Source organism: Curtobacterium sp. SL109, from assembly GCF_026672405.1.
Classification (GTDB): domain Bacteria; phylum Actinomycetota; class Actinomycetes; order Actinomycetales; family Microbacteriaceae; genus Curtobacterium.
This window is the reverse complement of record NZ_JAPPRB010000002.1, coordinates 528,259-543,735: the sequence shown is the minus strand read 5'-3', so window position 1 is coordinate 543,735 and position 15,477 is coordinate 528,259. Positions and strand designations below refer to the sequence as shown.

Sequence of the window (15,477 nt, the reverse complement as noted above, 5' to 3'; positions counted from 1 at the left end):
AGACCTCCGGTACTGCGGTGTTCGACGGAAAGTGCTGGTCAGGAGATGTTCGGCGGCGGGGCACTCACCGAAGACGTCTGACGAGCGGTGCTGGTGGAGCGCGTCGTGGGACCGAAGGTCTCGACGAGCTCGAGCTCGTCGTTGACGACGTTGGCCAGGCGCTTGACGCCGACCCGGATCTGTTCCGGCGTCGGGTAGCAGAAGGACAGGCGGATGTTGTGGCCGCCGCGGCCATCGGCGTAGAAGGCGGTGCCTGGCGTGTACGCCACGAGCTCCTTCACGGCGCGCGGGAGCATCCCCTTGGAGTCGAGCGACTCCGGCAGGGTCAGCCAGACGAAGAAGCCACCGTTCGGACGTGTCCAGCTCAGGTCGGGCAGGAACTCCCCCAGGGCCTGGAACATGGCGTCGCGACGTTCGGCGTAGATGCCACGGAACGTGTCGATCTGCCCGCGCCAGTCGGCGGCGTCGAGGTAGGCGTTGACGACGTACTGGCCGAAGGAGTTCGGCGCGAGCACGGCAGACTCGTTGGCGAGCACGAGCTTCTCGCGGATGGCGTGCGGTGCGAGGGCCCAGCCGACGCGGAAGCCCGGAGCGAGCGTCTTCGAGAACGACCCGAGGTACACCACGCCCTCGTCGTCGATGGAGCGGATGGCCTGAGGTGCCGGCTCGTCGAACCAGAGCAGGCCGTACGGGTTGTCCTCGAGCACGAGGATGCCGTTCGAGCGACAGATGTCGAGGGATCTCGATGCGGCGCTCGCGGCTCATCGTGACACCGGCCGGGTTGTGGAAGTTCGGGATCGTGTAGAGGAACTTCATCCGCTTGCCCGCGGCCCGCAGGTTCGCGATGGTCTCGCGGAGTGCCTCGGGGACCAGACCGTTCTCGTCGGTCGTCACGTGGACGGTCTCGGCCTGGTACGACCGGAACACCCCGATCGCGCCGACGTAGGACGGCGACTCTGCCAGCACGACGTCGCCCGGGTCGATGAACAGGCGCGTGACGAGGTCGAGCGCGTGCTGGGACCCCGTGGTGACCACGACGTCCTCGGCGCTGGCACGGATGCCCTCCAGGGACATCACGTCGACGATGTGCTCGCGGAGCGACCGCAGGCCCTGTCCGCTGCCGTACTGGAGCGCCATGGCGGCGTCCTCGGCCATGACGCGGTCCAGGGAGCCCGTGACGAGCTCACGCGGGAGCGCGGAGACGTACGGCATGCCGCCGGCCAGGGAGACCACTTCGGGCCGGGAGGCGACGGCGAACAGGGCTCGTACCTCGGAGGCGCTCAGACCAGCCGTGCGCTGGGCGTAGGAGTCGTACCAGGGGTCGAGGCTGTTGCCGTTCGTCATCGGTTCTCCGTTCGAGGCGTCCCGCCACAGTACGACATGGAGTCCGCGAACCCCGGGTGTGTGTCGCAGGCCGATCCTGAACACGTGGACCGCTGCGGACGAGACTCGCGTCCGACACCGGGCCGGACAGACGAACGCCCCGCCCTCCGATGGAATGGAGGACGGGGCGTCCGAGCGTGCGGGAGTCCCTACGCGAGGAACTCGGCCAGGTCGGCCTCGAGAGCCGGCTTCGGCTTGGCGCCGATGACGGTCTTGACGACCTCGCCGCCCTTGAAGACCTTCATCGCAGGGATGGAGGTGATCTGGTAGTTCATGGCCGACTGGGGGTTGTCGTCGACGTTGAGCTTGACGATCTCGATCTTGCCGGCGTGCTCTTCGGCGATCTGGTCGAGGATCGGGGAGACCGCGCGACACGGGCCGCACCACTCTGCCCAGAAGTCGACGAGGATCGTCTTGTCGGACTTGAGGACCTCGTCCGAGAAGGTGGCGTCGGTGACTGCCTTGGCGTTGGACATGTGTACTCCTTCGAGAAGTCGTTCGGTGGGTGGAACGGCGACGTCTGTCGCCGCATTCCCTACGCGGAGATGGTGACGGGCTCGACCGGGACGTCGCCGTCGACATCGGCCGTGACGTGGTCGTCGAGGTCGGCGAGGTACTTCTCGGCGTCGAGCGCCGCTACGGCACCCGAACCCGCGGCCGTGATGGCCTGACGGTAGGTGTGGTCGAGCACGTCGCCCGCGACGAAGACGCCGGGGACGCCGACGGCACGGGAGGTGCGGCCCTCGACGGCGATGGTGCCCTCGGGGGCGAGCTGCAGCTGCTGGTGGACCAGGTGCACGCGGGGGTCGTTGCCGATCGCGATGAACAGGCCGTCGAGCGCGAGCTCGGAAGTCTCACCGGTGACGGTGTCCTTGAGCGTGACGCCCTCGACCGCGGAGGCACCGGAGATCCCGACGACCTCCTTGTTCCACGCGAACTCGATCTTCGGGTCGTTCATCGCGCGGTCCTGCATGATCTTCGACGCGCGCAGGGTGTCCTTGCGGTGGATGACCGTCACCTTGTCGGCGAAGCGGGTCAGGAAGGTCGCTTCCTCCATCGCGGAGTCGCCACCGCCGACCACGGCGATGTTCTTCTGGCGGAAGAAGAAGCCGTCGCAGGTCGCGCACCACGAGACGCCGTGGCCGGACAGGCGTTCCTCGTCCGGCAGGCCGAGCTGGCGGTAGGCCGAGCCGGTGGCGTAGATGACCGCGAGGGCCTCGTACGTCTCGCCGGAGCCGACCGTGACGCGCTTGACGTCGCCGGTGAGCTCCACGGAGACGGCGTCGTCGTACAGGACCTCGGCGCCGAAGCGCTCGGCCTGTTCCTGCATCTTGATCATGAGGTCGGGGCCCTGGATGCCCTCGGGGAAGCCCGGGAAGTTCTCGACCTCGGTCGTCTTCGTGAGCTCGCCGCCCGTCTCGACGCTGGACGCGACGATGAGCGGCTTGAGCTGGGCTCGAGCGGCGTAGATGCCTGCCGTGAACCCGGCCGGGCCGGAACCGATGATGATGAGCTGGCGCATGCCTGGTTGCCCTTCCGTTGCGTACTGACCGGGTCAACCAATGCTAGCCGTGGGGCATTCCACACGGCCGGTGAACGGACAGGTCCGGCACGGGTGGTGGGTCGTCAGCGACCGAGGCGGGAGCGCAGCAGGCGGACGGCGTTCGCGATCTCGCCGTTCTTCGCGACGACCAGGGCGAGGAAGTAGACGACGACCATGACCGCGCCGGAGAGCACCACCGTGATGGCCGCGCTGGTGAAGTCCGCCATCGCGAAGCCGTCGGCCGAGAACGTGCCGAAGAAGTTCGCGACGAGCAGCCCGGCGACGCCGGCGAGCAGCGCGGCGATCACGAACTGCACGTGGGAGCGGGTGACGACGGCGCCCTCCATGCCACCGAGGCGGCGGCGGACCAGCACGAGGGCGACGATCGTCTGCGCGGTGCCGGCGAGCGTCGTGCACGCAGCCACCCCGACGCCGATTGCGCTGCCGGGGAGCGTGGTGACGGCGAGGGCCCCGACGACGAAGAGCCCGGACTGCACGAGCTGCATGAGGAACGGGGTGCGGTGGTCGTGCATGGCCCAGAACACCCGCTGGATGATGAAGAGCATGCTGAACAGCACCAGGCCGGGCATGTAGGCCAGCAGCACGGCACCGATGGACAGCGCGCCCTCGAAGTCCCGCGCGAACATCCGACCGAACGGCACGGCGACGACGATGAGCGCCACCGACGAGAAGACCGTGAACAGCCCGACGATCCGGAGCGACAGGGACAGGTTGCGCCGGACGGAGTCCAGGTCGCCGCGCTCGGCGTCGTGCGTCATCCGCGTGAAGTACGCGGTCGCGATCGACACCGTGATGATCGAGTGCGGCAGCATGAACAGCAGCCACGCGTTCTGCAGCACCGCGTTGCCCGCGCTGCCGGTGCCGAGGGACGCCACGCGGGACTGCACGATGCCGGCGAGCTGCGTGACGAGGATCATCGCGAACAGCCACCCCGCGGCCGTCCCGGTGGCCTTGAGGCCCACTCCACGCCAGCGGAAGTCGGGTCGGAAGGTCAGACCCGCGCGACGCCAGAAGAGCGGCAGGAAGGCGGCCTGCGCCAGCACGCCGAGCGACGCGCTGCCGGCGAGCACGGCGATCTTCATCGGGGTCCAGGTGTCGACGCCGGAGTTCTCCACGCGGCCGCCGAACAGGGCGATGAACACGATGAGGCCGGCGATCGCGATCACGTTGTTGATCAGCGGTGCCCAGGTGAACGGCCCGAAGACCTGCTTGGCGTTGAGGACCTCACCGAGGAGCGAGTACAGCGCGTAGAAGAGGATCTGCGGCAGGCACCAGAACGCGAGCGCCACGGCCAGGTCGGTCTGCTCGGGCGAGAAGCCCTTGCCGTCCGTGGCCTGTGACGCGTACAGGCGCACGAGCACGGGGGCGATGACCGTCGCCACGACCGTGATGACGAGGAACGCCGTGGCCCCGAGGGTGACGATCTTGTTGACGTAGGAGACGCCGCCGTCGGCGTTCTGCTTCATCGAGCGGACGATCTGCGGGATCAGCACGGCGGAGAGCAGGCCGCCGGCGATGAGCGCGTAGATGTTGTTCGGGATCTGGTTCGACACCGCGAAGGCGTCGGCTGCCGGGGAGTGCGTCTGCCCGATCGCGTACGCGAGCACGAACGTCTTCGCGAAGCCGAGCACGCGCGAGATCATCGTCCCCGCGGCGAGCATGGCGCTCGCCCGACCCAGGCTGCGCTGGGCGACGGACGCTGCGGCCGACGGCTGGGGCTGGGGGGTGCTGATCGTCGGCTCCTGTGGCTGGTCGGTGCGGCTGTCGTCGGCCTGGAGGCTCGACACGGCTCCGGCACGGTGGATCGCGGCGTCGAGACGGTCGCCGCCGTCCTCGGCGAGGGCGGCGGTGGAGCCGGCCGTGGCGAGGGCGGTGGCGGTCCCGGGGACGTGCTCGGGGCCTCCTGTCCGGTCGTCCGGTCCGGACGCGTCGGCTCCGGATGCGTCTGCTCCTGACGGCTCCGCTCCTGGCGCATCCGCGACGAACAGCCGGTTCGGGTCCTCGCGCGGCTCGTCGGGTTCGCCGTTGCGGCGGCGACGGAGTCGGCGGCGGACGTTGCGGAAGATCCCCAGGCCGAAGATGAGCACGACCGCGATGGCCGCGGCTGCCGTGATCACGCTCTCCCACTGGGCCTGCACGTTGATCTCGACGACCTCGGGGTCGGCGATGCGGACGCCGGCGGCCGTCGTGAGGGCCATGGTCAGCTCGACCTTGCCGTTGGCGACCGAGGTCACCGGGAACGTGACGCGGTTCGAGGAGTCCGGCTGCACCGTGACCTTGACCGCGTTCTTCTCGATGCGCAGGAACGAGTTCGACGGTTGGACCGTCAGGAACACGGTGATCGGGTACGCCGACCGGTTCCGGATCGAGATGGGCAGCGAGGACCGGTCCCCCAGGAGCAGGATGCTGCTGCCGTTGAGGATGCCGACGCTCGACACGACCTTGTCGGTCTTGGCGACCCGGGCGTCGACGGCGGCGACCAGGCCGTCCTGGTCGGACCGCCAGGCGTTGGAGGCCGCGGCCAGGTCCGCCAGGCGGGCGGGGGCGGTGAGCTGGGCCGGGTCAGCGACCGCGGAGGCGAAGTCGGTCAGGTCGTGTGCGGAGCGGACGACGCGCTGCAGCTGGTCGAGCCGGGCGTCGTCGTCGGACGCACTGGCGAGGGTGAGCGAGCCGGGCGTCGCCGCTGCGGTCGTGGAGAGGTCGGCGGGCGAGACCCACGCGGTGCTCTCGAGGACGTCGAGTGCCTCGCTGAGACGCGTGGAGTCCGTCGGCCAGGAGCGGCCCAGGGTGAGGAGGACGGGGCTGCTCGTGCTGCCCTGACGGGAGGCGGTGGCCAACGTCGCGGTGAGCTCGCTCATGGCGCTCGACCAGGCGCGCTGCGTGGTGGCCGTGGCGGCGTCACGGAGGAGCGCTGACATGCCCTGGTCGGACACGAGGACGTGGTCGTCGCCGATCTTCTCCGACGCGGCGATCGTGGTGTCCCCGCCGGCCGAGGTGTTGCTGCTCGCGACGATGGTGGACGTCGTGCCGGCCTTCCGCAGGGCGGGGAGGTCGTCGGTCGCGACGGTGCCCTCGGTCGGCCAGGCGACGGAGGACATCGTGTACGGGAAGTCGAGCAGCGACGCCGTGGTCGGGAGGGTGGTGTCCGTCGGGGTGCCCGGTGCCACGGTGGCGTCATCGCTCGGGGCGACGGACGGGGTGGGCGCGGGGGTGTCGCTCGCCCCGGGCGTCGGCGTTCCGGTGGTGCTCGGCGTGCCGGTCGGGCTCGGCGTGCTGGCGCCCGGGAAGTTGTCGGCGTTGACGGACTGGTCGAGGGAGATCGGCGCGAGGATCTCGTCGGACCCGGCCTGCCGCAGCCCGGTGACGTCGGCGTCGGCCCAGGACAGTGCGAAGGTCTCGTTGCGCATCCGCTCGAGGCGGTCGAGCCAGGCGATCGCGGATGACGGTGCGTTCTCCCCGAGGATGCGGATGGACGCGATGATGCGCGGGTCGATGCCGAGCGCGACGTTGTGGTCCTGTGCGGCGTCGAGCTGCTGCGACAGGGTGCCGTCGACCGCGGTGGCCGCTGCGAGGTCACCGGCGGGGATCAGCCCGCCGGCGTTCGCGGGCATGGTGACCGGCATCGCGACCGACACCCCGACCGGGGTCTGCTCGTAGTTCGGGTACCAGGTGATCGCGGTGCGGTCGATGGCCGACGTCGACCCGGCCGTGTAGTCCGCGGAGATGCGCCGCGCACCGAAGGACGGGTACCCACCGAGGGCCACGTTGCCCGGGATGAGCTCGACGTCACTCAGGGTGACCGATCGGTGCGCCGGGACCACCGGGACGTCCACCGTGCCCATCGGTGCGCCGGGGTAACCGGTCGTGCTGGTTTCCTTGAACCAGTCGGTCAGGACGTCGCGCGTGCCCGCGTACTGCCGGTAGATGCCGAACTCCGCCGTGCCCGTCGGCAGGTCGGCGTCGGTGTCGTTGGTCACCGTGACCGTCAGCGACAGGGGCTCGTCCGGGCGCAACACGCCGTGGTCCGCCGGGACGACCTCGACGCTGGCCTTCCCGTCGTCGCCGGCAGCGGGGTCCGCCACTCGTGTCGTCGTGGTCGGTTCGGTGGCCGCCTGCGCCGGGGTCACCGACGCGGGCGTGACGACGAGACCGAGGGCGACGAGGGCGGTCGCGGCGGCGGCGAGCGAGGAGCGGAGAATGTGCATGCGGTGGGGCCCGTGATCGGTTCGGACCTCGACGAGTGTATGAGGCACGACCATGAGAGCCTCGCGTGCGCGCCAGGGGTGTGGACAACCCGCGGCGTCCATCTGGGATGATCGAGGACGTCATGCAGTCCGTAGCCCAGGCCGTCGAACGACTCGACGCACTCGCCGCCACCGCGCCCGTCGCGGCACTGGCGCGCGCGTTCGCTGCGGCCGGTCACGAACTCGCGCTGGTCGGCGGTCCGGTGCGGGACGCCTTCCTCGGCCGACCGGTGACCGACCTCGACTTCACGACGGACGCCAGGCCCGACGACGTGCTCCGGATCGTGGAGCCCATCGCGAGCGCCACCTGGGACGTCGGCCGCCAGTTCGGCACGATCGCCGCCCGGGTGCAGGGCGAGCAGGTCGAGATCACCACCTACCGCAGCGACGTCTACGACGGCGAGACCCGGAAGCCCGAGGTGGCCTTCGGCGACACCATCGAGGACGACCTGCTGCGTCGCGACTTCACGGTGAACGCGATGGCCCTCCGACTCCCCGCGCGGGAGCTCGTCGACGTGCACGGCGGGGTCGAGGACCTGCTCGCCGGACGCCTGCGCACGCCCCAGTCCGCCACCGTGTCCTTCCGCGACGACCCGCTGCGGATGATGCGTGCGGCACGGTTCACCTCGCAGCTCGGCTTCACGGTGTCCGACGAGGTCGAGCAGGCGATGACGGAACTGGCCCCGTCCATCGAGATCGTCTCCGCCGAGCGCGTCCGTGACGAGCTCGTCAAGCTGCTCGACACCGACGACCCCGTGCCCGGCATCCGGCTGCTCGTCGACACCGGGCTCGCCGAGCTCTTCCTGCCGGAGCTGCCGGCGATGCGGCTCGAGATCGACGAGCACCACCACCACAAGGACGTGTACGAGCACTCGCTGACGGTGCTGACCCAGGCGATCGGCCACGAGCACGAGCGGCACGCCGGCGACGCTCCCGACACCGTGCTGCGGCTCGCGGCGCTCCTGCACGACATCGGCAAGCCGGCGACCCGGAAGCTCGAGCCCGCCGGCGCCGTGAGCTTCCACCACCACGACCTGGTCGGGTCGAAGCTCGCGAAGAAGCGGCTGCGGGCCCTGCGGTTCGACAACGACACCATCGCCGCGGTCAGCCGGCTCATCGAGCTGCACCTCCGCTTCTTCGGGTACACCGACGGCGCCTGGACCGACTCGGCCGTCCGTCGCTACGTGCGGGACGCCGGCCCGCAGCTCGAGCGGCTCCACGAACTCACGCGCTCCGACGTCACCACGAGGAACCGCCGCAAGGCCGACCGACTCGCGTTCGCGTACGACGACCTCGAGGCCCGGATCGCCGTGCTCGCCGATCAAGAGGAACTGGACTCGATCCGGCCCGACCTGACCGGGGACGACATCATGCGGATCCTCGACATCCCGCCGGGCCGTGCCGTGGGGGACGCCTACCGGTTCCTGCTCGAGGCCCGGATGGACGAGGGCCCCCTCGGGGCCGAGGTCGCCGAGGAGCGCCTGCGCACCTGGTGGGCGTCGCGCCCGGCCTGACCCGTGCCTCCCGTCCGTGGAGGCGGCCGCCTGGCGGGCAGTGACCGCAAGACACCGGTGTCTTCCTGCGGAACCGCGGAATGACGCGGCGTGACCGACGAACACCGGTGTCGTGCGGTCTCCACACACCGGTAGCGGGCCTCCAGGCCGTCAGGTAGGCTTGCGGGGTTGTGCCCGCGCACCTGCGCATCGGCACACATGCATCAACCCTCCTGTTCCGGGAACCGCCCGGAGCCGTTCGAGACCAAAGGAGGTGGGTTCCGCATGCACCAGTACGAACTGATGGCGATCCTCGACCCCGAGATCGATGAGCGCACCGTCGCTCCCAGCCTGGACAAGTTCCTCGCGGTCATCCGCAACGACGGTGGCACCGTCGACAACGTGGACGTATGGGGCCGTCGCCGGCTTGCGTACGAGATCGCGAAGAAGACCGAGGGCATCTACGCCGTCGTGAACTTCACGTCGTCCGCCGACTCCGCCAAGGAGCTGGACCGCCAGCTCGGTCTCTCCGAGGCCGTGCTCCGCACCAAGGTCCTCCGCGCCGAAGAGGGCATGGCACAGGTTGCCGCCCAGAAGCAGCGCGACGAGGCCCGTGCCGCCCGCAAGGCCGCTTCGGCAGCCGCTGCGCCGGCTCCCGCGACCGCGAGCGCCGAGTAACCGATGGCCGGCGAAACCGTCATCACGGTGGTGGGGAACCTCACTGCTGACCCCGAGCTGCGCTACACGCAGAACGGGCTCGCTGTGGCGAACTTCACCATCGCCTCCACCCCTCGCACGTTCGACCGTCAGGCGAACGAGTGGAAGGACGGCGACGCGCTGTTCCTCCGCGCGAGTGTGTGGCGCGAATTCGCCGAGCACGTCGCGGGGTCGCTGACGAAGGGCTCGCGCGTCATCGTGCAGGGCCGTCTCCGTCAGCGCTCGTACCAGGACCGCGAGGGCCAGCAGCGTACGAGCATCGAGCTCGAGGTCGACGAGATCGGCCCGTCGCTCCGGTACGCGACCGCCCAGATCACCCGTGCAGCGGGTGGCAGTGGCGGCGGTCGTGGACAGGTCGGCGGCGGTTCCGGTGGCGGCGGCAACTTCGGTGGCAACGCCGGTGGCGGCAACGGCGGTGGCAGCGGCAACGCTGGCGCCGGCGGTGGACGCTCCGACGAGCCGTGGTCGCCGCAGGGTGGCCAGCAGGGTGGTGGGGCACAGGGGAACGACGTGTGGTCGACCCCCGGTGGCACCTACGACGACGAGACCCCGTTCTGATCCCTCAGCGGACGAACAACTACTTCTTCTCCTAAGGAAAAAACACAATGGCTGGAAAGAGCAGCGGCGACCGCCGCAAGCCTCGCGGGAAGGGCGGCAAGAACGCCGCTCCCGCGAAGTCCATCAAGGTCGGTGTCATCGACTACAAGGACGTTGCGACCCTTCGCAAGTTCATCTCGGAGCGTGGGAAGATCCGCGCCCGTCGCATCACCGGTGTCTCCGTCCAGGAGCAGCGTCTCATCGCCCGTGCCGTGAAGAACGCCCGTGAGATGGCGCTCCTCCCCTACGCTGGCTCCGGCCGCTGATCGGGGGTCGACACATGTCGAAGCTCATCCTCACCCACGAGGTCTCCGGCCTCGGTTCCGCCGGTGACGTCGTCGACGTCAAGAACGGCTACGCCCGCAACTACCTCATCCCCCAGGGCTTCGCTGTCGCGTGGTCCAAGGGCGGCGAGAAGCAGGTCGAGGCCATCCGCGCCGGCCGTGTTGCACGCGAGCTCGCCACCATCGAAGAGGCACAGGACCTCAAGATGAAGCTCGAGAACGCCACCATCCAGCTGACCGTCAAGGCCGGCCAGGACGGCCGTCTCTTCGGTTCCGTGCGTCCCGCGGACGTCGCCTCGGCCGTCGAGGCCCAGGGCGTCGGCTCGCTCGACAAGCGCAAGGTCGAGGTCCCTGCGACCATCAAGACCGTCGGTGACCACGAGGCCACCGTGCGTCTGCGCGAGGACATCGTCGCGACGATCTCCCTGAACGTGGTCGCCGCCAAGTAAGGCAGCGTCCGTTCCGTCGGAAGGCGGGTCTCCCAGTCGGGAGGCCCGCCTTCCGTCGTTCCCGCGGGTCGCGTCCGCCCGTGGAACGGTCGGTGAACAGGCTCCGAACCACCTCGTCCCGGGGTGGACAGCTCGGTACGTTCGTCACGGCCTCCAGTACCGGAGGCGAACGAATCCCGAGACCAGGAGCACGCACATGCCCAACTTGAACGTGACCTACGGCGAGATGCAGGACGCCGCGACCCGACTCGTGAACGGTGAGCAGGACATCACCTCGAAGCTGCGTGAGCTGAAGTCGCTCGTCGACTCGCTCATCACCGGTGGCTACGTCACCGACCAGTCCTCGGTCGCCTTCGGCAGCTCCTACCAGGAGTTCAACGACGGTGCGACGAAGACCATCGAGGGTCTCGAGGGCATGTCGACGTACCTGAACAAGGCCGCCGAGGCACTGCAGCAGACCGACCAGGAGCTCGCGAACGCGATCAAGTAGTCGGATCGCCCGGGGTCTCGCGTCCGTGCGACCCCGGGCGGCCGTCCTCCTCCACCGCATCGACCGGGAGCACCCATGGCAGACCTCATCATCACGCGCGCGGTCCTCGAGGACTCCGCGTCCAAGCTGCAGCACATCTCCGACGAGCTCGAGCACCAGAAGTCGGACGACCGTGCGCTGACCGAGGTCTACGGGCAGCACGACGTGCAGAAGGCGATGCACGACTTCTCCGGCGACTGGAAGATCCACCGCAACAAGATGAAGGGCGCGGTGAAGGACCTGCACGACAAGATGCAGAAGTCCGTCGAGCACTGGTCCGCCCTCGAGCAGGACCTGCACGACAAGCTCACCACCGAGTCGCAGCCGACCGACGGGCAGGCCGCCTGATGCCCGCCCGCGCCGGCAACTGGGAGCTGCTGCACGAGTCGTCCGACCCGGTCGTGGCCGACGTCGCCACCGTGCAGGACCTGGTGCACTACTACACGACGATCGCGCAGGAGATCAGCGCTGAGGCCGACGTCCTGCACCGCATCGGTGACGGCGACACAACGGAGTTCAAGGGCGAGTCCGCCGATGCCGTCCGGAAGAAGAGCAAGGACGTCGCGCAGTCCCTGCAGAAGATGTCCGGCCGCTACGACGCGATCCGCGATGCCCTGACCGGGTACCTGCCGGAGCTCGAGACCGCACTGTCCGAGTCGGCCGCGGCGCTCCGTGACGCCGAGGACGCCTCGGCCTCGGGTGCGCGAGCCGCCTCGATGGCCGACCCGTCGCAGAACCGGGCGCAGGACGCACCGCCGCTCACCAACGACGAGCAGGGCGCGATCGACGCGAAGCACCGTGCCGAGAGCGCGGCGACCGACAGCGCTGACGCGGCGGTGGCACGACTCCGGCGCGCGGTGGACGGCATCAACGGCGCCGGCAGGGCTGCGGCGTCGACGATCCGCGCCGCCTGGGACGACGGCCTGCACGACTCCCTCGGCGACAAGATCAAGGCGTTCTTCTCGAAGCTGCTGAAGATCATCGTCAAGATCTTCACGTACATCGGCATCGCCCTGGCAGCCCTGGCGATCCTGATCCCGGGCGTCGGCATGCTGACGTTCATGGCCGCCGTCGCCGCGTCCGTGGTCCTGGTGGCGAACATCACGTTGGCCGGCATGGGCGAGGGCTCCTGGCTCGACGTGATCACCTCGGCCGTGGGGCTCGTGCTCGTCGGCGTGGGCGGCATCATGACGAAGGCCGCCTCCGTGGCGAAGACCGCCGGGCTGGGCAAGGGCATGCAGGGGTTCGCGAAGACGAACCTCGAGAAGATCAAGAAGCTGCAGGACGTCCGCTCGATCAACGTCAAGAACGCGCTGAACGACAGCACCGCGGCGCGCACGGTCGGCACGATCGACCGGCACATCAACCGCCTGACCGACCTGCGGATCGACACGATCACCAAGAACACGCTCGGTGGCTTCAAGGAGAAGCCGAACTGGTGGCACCCGAACAAGACGCTCTGGACCGAGGACAAGAGCAAGATCAGGGACGTCTTCGTGAAGCGCGACTGGCGGTCGGACCGACTGTTCAGCGTCGACCGGCAGATCGAGATGGACGCCATGAAGGTCGCGATGAAGCGGGACCACGGCGTCGACATCGCGGCTCTGCCGGCATGGCACAAGTACGTCGCCGGCGGCCGTGTGGTCGCGAGCTGGATCAACACGTTCGGGTACGGGCAGGGCATCAAGCCGACCGGCTGGGGTTCCGACCAGGAGCGCGTTCCGGGCTACAAGCAGGCGTCCGACTCGCTCGTGCACGGGTTCTGACCGTTCGACACCCGTCGGACGGGCCGCCGCTGTCGGCACAAATGGGGACCGGACGTCCGGAAGACGCGCTCGCGACACGCGGGTAGCAACGGATACTCTCCGGTACTGACATCGAAACATCAGTTCGATTCGACCCGGTACCCGCGGCGGTGTACTGGAATGTGCACATCAGTGTGCAGATGTGATCGGTGTCCTGCCGGTGGAATGTACCCCGCAAAGTCGTACCGCTCCGGAATAACCTCCTGAACGTGCCTCGACCGGGGCCACGGACGAACGACAGGAGCTGGCAATGCCCAACTTGAACGTGACCTACGGCGAGATGCAGGACGCCGCGACCCGACTCGTGAACGGTGAGCAGGACATCACCTCGAAGCTGCGTGAGCTGAAGTCGCTCGTCGACTCGCTCATCACCGGCGGCTACGTGACCGACCAGTCGTCCGTTGCCTTCGGCAGCTCCTACCAGGAGTTCAACGACGGTGCGACGAAGACCATCGAGGGTCTCGAGGGCATGTCGACGTACCTGAACAAGGCCGCCGAGGCACTGCAGCAGACCGACCAGGAGCTCGCGAACGCGATCAAGTAGCGACACCGCACCGGTCCCGGTCCCCGTCACGACGACGGGCACCGGGACCGAGCCGGTTCCGATCCCGTTCACCGACCAGGAGCACCCATGGCAGACCTCATCATCACGAAGGCCGTCCTCGAGGACTCGGCCACGAAGCTGCAGCACATCTCGGACGAGCTCGAGCACCAGCGGTCGGACGACCGGGAGCTCGACCAGGTGTACGGGCAGCACGACCTGCAGAAGGCGATGCACGACTTCTCCGGCGACTGGAAGATCCACCGCAACAAGATGAAGGGCGCGGTGAAGGACCTGCACGACAAGGTGCAGAAGGCTGCCGACAACTGGACGGCCGTCGACCAGGACCTCCACGACAAGCTCTCGACCGAGTCGCAGGCGACCGACGGGCAGGGCCACTGATGCCGGCACGCGGCGGCGACTGGACGCTGCTCGGTGAGGGCTCGGACCCGGTCGTGGCCGACGTCCCAGTGGTGCAGAGCCTGGTGAGCTACTACACGATGATCGCCGACGCCATCACGAGCGAGGCGAGCACCCTCAAGAGCATCGGTGACGGCGACGAGTCGCAGTTCAAGGGTGAGACCGCGGACGCCGTCCGGAAGAAGAGCAAGGAGGTCGGGGCCTCACTGGAGAAGATGGCCGGTCGCTACGTCGCGATCAAGGACGCCCTGACCGGGTACGTCCCGCACCTCGAGGACGCCCTGACCGAGTCCGCCGGAGCGCTCCGGGACGCCGAGGACGCCGCCGCCGCCGGGTCACGAGCGAGCGGGATGGCCGACCCGTCGCAGGGTCGAGCGCAGGACGCCCCGCCGCTGACCGACGACGAGCAGGGCGCGATCGACGCCAAGCACCGTGCCGTGACCGCCGCCGACGACAGTGCGAACGCCGCGAAGGCCCGGCTGCGTCGAGCGGTCGACGCGCTGAACGCCGCGGGCAAGGCGGCAGCGTCGACGATCCGCGAGGGCTGGCACGACGGCCTGCACGACACCCTCGGGGACAAGATCAAGGCGTTCTTCTCGAAGCTGCTCAAGATGATCGTCAAGATCTTCACGTACATCGGCATCGCCCTGGCGGCGCTCGCGATCCTGATCCCGGGCGTCGGGGTGCTCGCGATCATGGGTGCCGTGGCGGCCGGGGTCAGCCTGGTGGCGCAGATCGGGCTGACGGCGCTCGGCGAGGGCAACGTCTTCGACCTGGTCATGGCCGTGGTCGGCGTCGTCACGCTCGGCGTCGGCGTCGGGATCACGAAGGCCACGTCGGTCGCCCTCAGCAAGGGCATCACGGCTGGCAAGACCGCGGTGCAGAACGCCACGAAGGTCGACCTCGGCAAGATCGCGAAGCTGCGGAACGACGCGATCGGCGGGTGGCTGTCGAAGACGAAGAGCCTCGACGACGCGTACGGCGACCTGCAGTACGCCGACCAGCTCGACGGTGCCGTCACGAAGAACGGCATCGCGAAGATGGAGGACCTGCTGGGGAAGTTCAAGGAGAACCCCAACTGGTGGAACATCCCGAAGGTCGGGACGACGATCAAGAACGACTGGGCCACCATCTCGAAACAGTTCGGTTCCGACCTGTTCACCAAGAACGGCTTCACTGGCTGGGCCGAACGCATCGGCGGCGTCGACTTCCAGATCCTGCGCAACGACCTCGGCAAGTGGGGCGGCGCCAACGGGTTCGGTGCCGTCGTCGGGACCGCCCCGAAGTGGCACACGTACGTCAACGGCGGGCTGAGCGTCTGGGGGCGGAACTACTCGATCGCCGGTCTGGTCCTGAACCCCGTGGGCGACGGCGCAGACACGAAGCGACCGTGGACCGACGACTGGTCCGCCGTCAAGCACCCGATCACCGTCTGACCCCGGTCGGACGCG

At 68.9% G+C, this 15,477-nt stretch carries 14 protein-coding genes and 1 pseudogene; 11 read left to right on the top strand and 4 right to left on the bottom strand.

The genetic code is table 11. The features are described from left to right. Nucleotides 1-38 precede the first annotated feature (38 nt). The 4 genes and pseudogenes from OVA28_RS03980 to OVA28_RS03965 all read right to left on the bottom strand — a co-directional run bounded on the left by OVA28_RS03980 (nt 39) and on the right by OVA28_RS03965 (nt 7,152). Nucleotides 39-1,344: pseudogene (locus OVA28_RS03980) on the bottom strand (aminotransferase-like domain-containing protein). A gap of 188 nt (nt 1,345-1,532) precedes the next feature. Beyond that, nucleotides 1,533-1,859: a thioredoxin gene (gene trxA, locus OVA28_RS03975; protein WP_017887828.1), complete on the bottom strand. Its 327-nt coding sequence runs from the start codon at nt 1,857-1,859 to the stop codon at nt 1,533-1,535. Nucleotides 1,860-1,918: 59 nt separating this feature from the next. After that, nucleotides 1,919-2,905, bottom strand: a complete 987-nt coding sequence (gene trxB, locus OVA28_RS03970) for a thioredoxin-disulfide reductase (protein WP_194659583.1) — start codon at nt 2,903-2,905, stop codon at nt 1,919-1,921. 104 nt (nt 2,906-3,009) lie between these two features. Next, the gene (locus OVA28_RS03965) at nt 3,010-7,152 is read right to left on the bottom strand and encodes a DUF6049 family protein (RefSeq protein ID WP_268095847.1); all 4,143 of its coding nucleotides are present in this window, start codon (nt 7,150-7,152) and stop codon (nt 3,010-3,012) included. A 122-nt stretch (nt 7,153-7,274) separates the two neighbouring features. On the opposite strand from OVA28_RS03965, the gene OVA28_RS03960 reads away from it, so the two are divergent. From OVA28_RS03960 to OVA28_RS03910, 11 genes are all read left to right on the top strand, one after another. Then, entirely contained in the window at nt 7,275-8,705 is a 1,431-nt protein-coding gene (locus OVA28_RS03960; protein WP_194659582.1) for a CCA tRNA nucleotidyltransferase, read from the top strand. Nucleotides 8,706-8,969: 264 nt separating this feature from the next. Then, entirely contained in the window at nt 8,970-9,362 is a 393-nt protein-coding gene (gene rpsF, locus OVA28_RS03955) for a 30S ribosomal protein S6 (RefSeq protein ID WP_071278500.1), read from the top strand. Nucleotides 9,363-9,365: 3 nt separating this feature from the next. Next, on the top strand, nt 9,366-9,959 hold the full coding sequence (locus OVA28_RS03950) for a single-stranded DNA-binding protein (RefSeq protein WP_071278498.1): 594 nt from the start codon (nt 9,366-9,368) through the stop codon (nt 9,957-9,959). A 47-nt stretch (nt 9,960-10,006) separates the two neighbouring features. Beyond that, the gene (rpsR, locus tag OVA28_RS03945; protein ID WP_071278496.1) at nt 10,007-10,264 is read left to right on the top strand and encodes a 30S ribosomal protein S18; all 258 of its coding nucleotides are present in this window, start codon (nt 10,007-10,009) and stop codon (nt 10,262-10,264) included. 14 nt (nt 10,265-10,278) lie between these two features. Beyond that, complete coding sequence (gene rplI, locus OVA28_RS03940; RefSeq protein ID WP_071278494.1) at nt 10,279-10,731, top strand: 50S ribosomal protein L9; 453 nt, start codon at nt 10,279-10,281, stop codon at nt 10,729-10,731. A 196-nt stretch (nt 10,732-10,927) separates the two neighbouring features. Beyond that, entirely contained in the window at nt 10,928-11,221 is a 294-nt protein-coding gene (locus OVA28_RS03935; RefSeq protein WP_071278485.1) for a WXG100 family type VII secretion target, read from the top strand. Nucleotides 11,222-11,296: 75 nt separating this feature from the next. Continuing rightward, entirely contained in the window at nt 11,297-11,608 is a 312-nt protein-coding gene (locus OVA28_RS03930; protein ID WP_194659581.1) for a hypothetical protein, read from the top strand. Beyond that, nucleotides 11,608-13,026, top strand: coding sequence for a hypothetical protein (locus tag OVA28_RS03925; RefSeq protein WP_268095846.1), 1,419 nt, complete (start codon nt 11,608-11,610; stop codon nt 13,024-13,026). The genes OVA28_RS03930 and OVA28_RS03925 overlap by 1 nt, the downstream gene beginning before the upstream one ends. Nucleotides 13,027-13,315: 289 nt before the next feature. Next, nucleotides 13,316-13,609, top strand: coding sequence for a WXG100 family type VII secretion target (locus OVA28_RS03920; RefSeq protein WP_071278485.1), 294 nt, complete (start codon nt 13,316-13,318; stop codon nt 13,607-13,609). 87 nt (nt 13,610-13,696) lie between these two features. Continuing rightward, nucleotides 13,697-14,008, top strand: a complete 312-nt coding sequence (locus OVA28_RS03915) for a type VII secretion target (protein ID WP_268095845.1) — start codon at nt 13,697-13,699, stop codon at nt 14,006-14,008. Beyond that, a complete protein-coding gene (locus OVA28_RS03910) occupies nt 14,008-15,462 on the top strand; it encodes a hypothetical protein (RefSeq protein ID WP_268095844.1) in 1,455 nt (484 codons plus the stop codon). The genes OVA28_RS03915 and OVA28_RS03910 overlap by 1 nt, the downstream gene beginning before the upstream one ends. Nucleotides 15,463-15,477: the final 15 nt, after the last annotated feature.

Bases quoted from the DNA above. Each gene is read 5' to 3' on its own strand.
- OVA28_RS03965 (WP_268095847.1), bottom strand. From the start codon at position 7,152: ATGCACATTCTCCGCTCCTCGCTCGCCGCCGCCGCGACCGCCCTCGTC.
- OVA28_RS03960 (WP_194659582.1), top strand. From the start codon at position 7,275: ATGCAGTCCGTAGCCCAGGCCGTCGAACGACTCGACGCACTCGCCGCC.
- OVA28_RS03915 (WP_268095845.1), top strand. From the start codon at position 13,697: ATGGCAGACCTCATCATCACGAAGGCCGTCCTCGAGGACTCGGCCACG.
- OVA28_RS03935 (WP_071278485.1), top strand. From the start codon at position 10,928: ATGCCCAACTTGAACGTGACCTACGGCGAGATGCAGGACGCCGCGACC.
- trxA (WP_017887828.1), bottom strand. From the start codon at position 1,859: ATGTCCAACGCCAAGGCAGTCACCGACGCCACCTTCTCGGACGAGGTC.
- trxB (WP_194659583.1), bottom strand. From the start codon at position 2,905: ATGCGCCAGCTCATCATCATCGGTTCCGGCCCGGCCGGGTTCACGGCA.
- OVA28_RS03925 (WP_268095846.1), top strand. From the start codon at position 11,608: ATGCCCGCCCGCGCCGGCAACTGGGAGCTGCTGCACGAGTCGTCCGAC.
- OVA28_RS03910 (WP_268095844.1), top strand. From the start codon at position 14,008: ATGCCGGCACGCGGCGGCGACTGGACGCTGCTCGGTGAGGGCTCGGAC.
- OVA28_RS03920 (WP_071278485.1), top strand. From the start codon at position 13,316: ATGCCCAACTTGAACGTGACCTACGGCGAGATGCAGGACGCCGCGACC.
- OVA28_RS03950 (WP_071278498.1), top strand. From the start codon at position 9,366: ATGGCCGGCGAAACCGTCATCACGGTGGTGGGGAACCTCACTGCTGAC.
- rplI (WP_071278494.1), top strand. From the start codon at position 10,279: ATGTCGAAGCTCATCCTCACCCACGAGGTCTCCGGCCTCGGTTCCGCC.
- rpsF (WP_071278500.1), top strand. From the start codon at position 8,970: ATGCACCAGTACGAACTGATGGCGATCCTCGACCCCGAGATCGATGAG.
- OVA28_RS03930 (WP_194659581.1), top strand. From the start codon at position 11,297: ATGGCAGACCTCATCATCACGCGCGCGGTCCTCGAGGACTCCGCGTCC.
- rpsR (WP_071278496.1), top strand. From the start codon at position 10,007: ATGGCTGGAAAGAGCAGCGGCGACCGCCGCAAGCCTCGCGGGAAGGGC.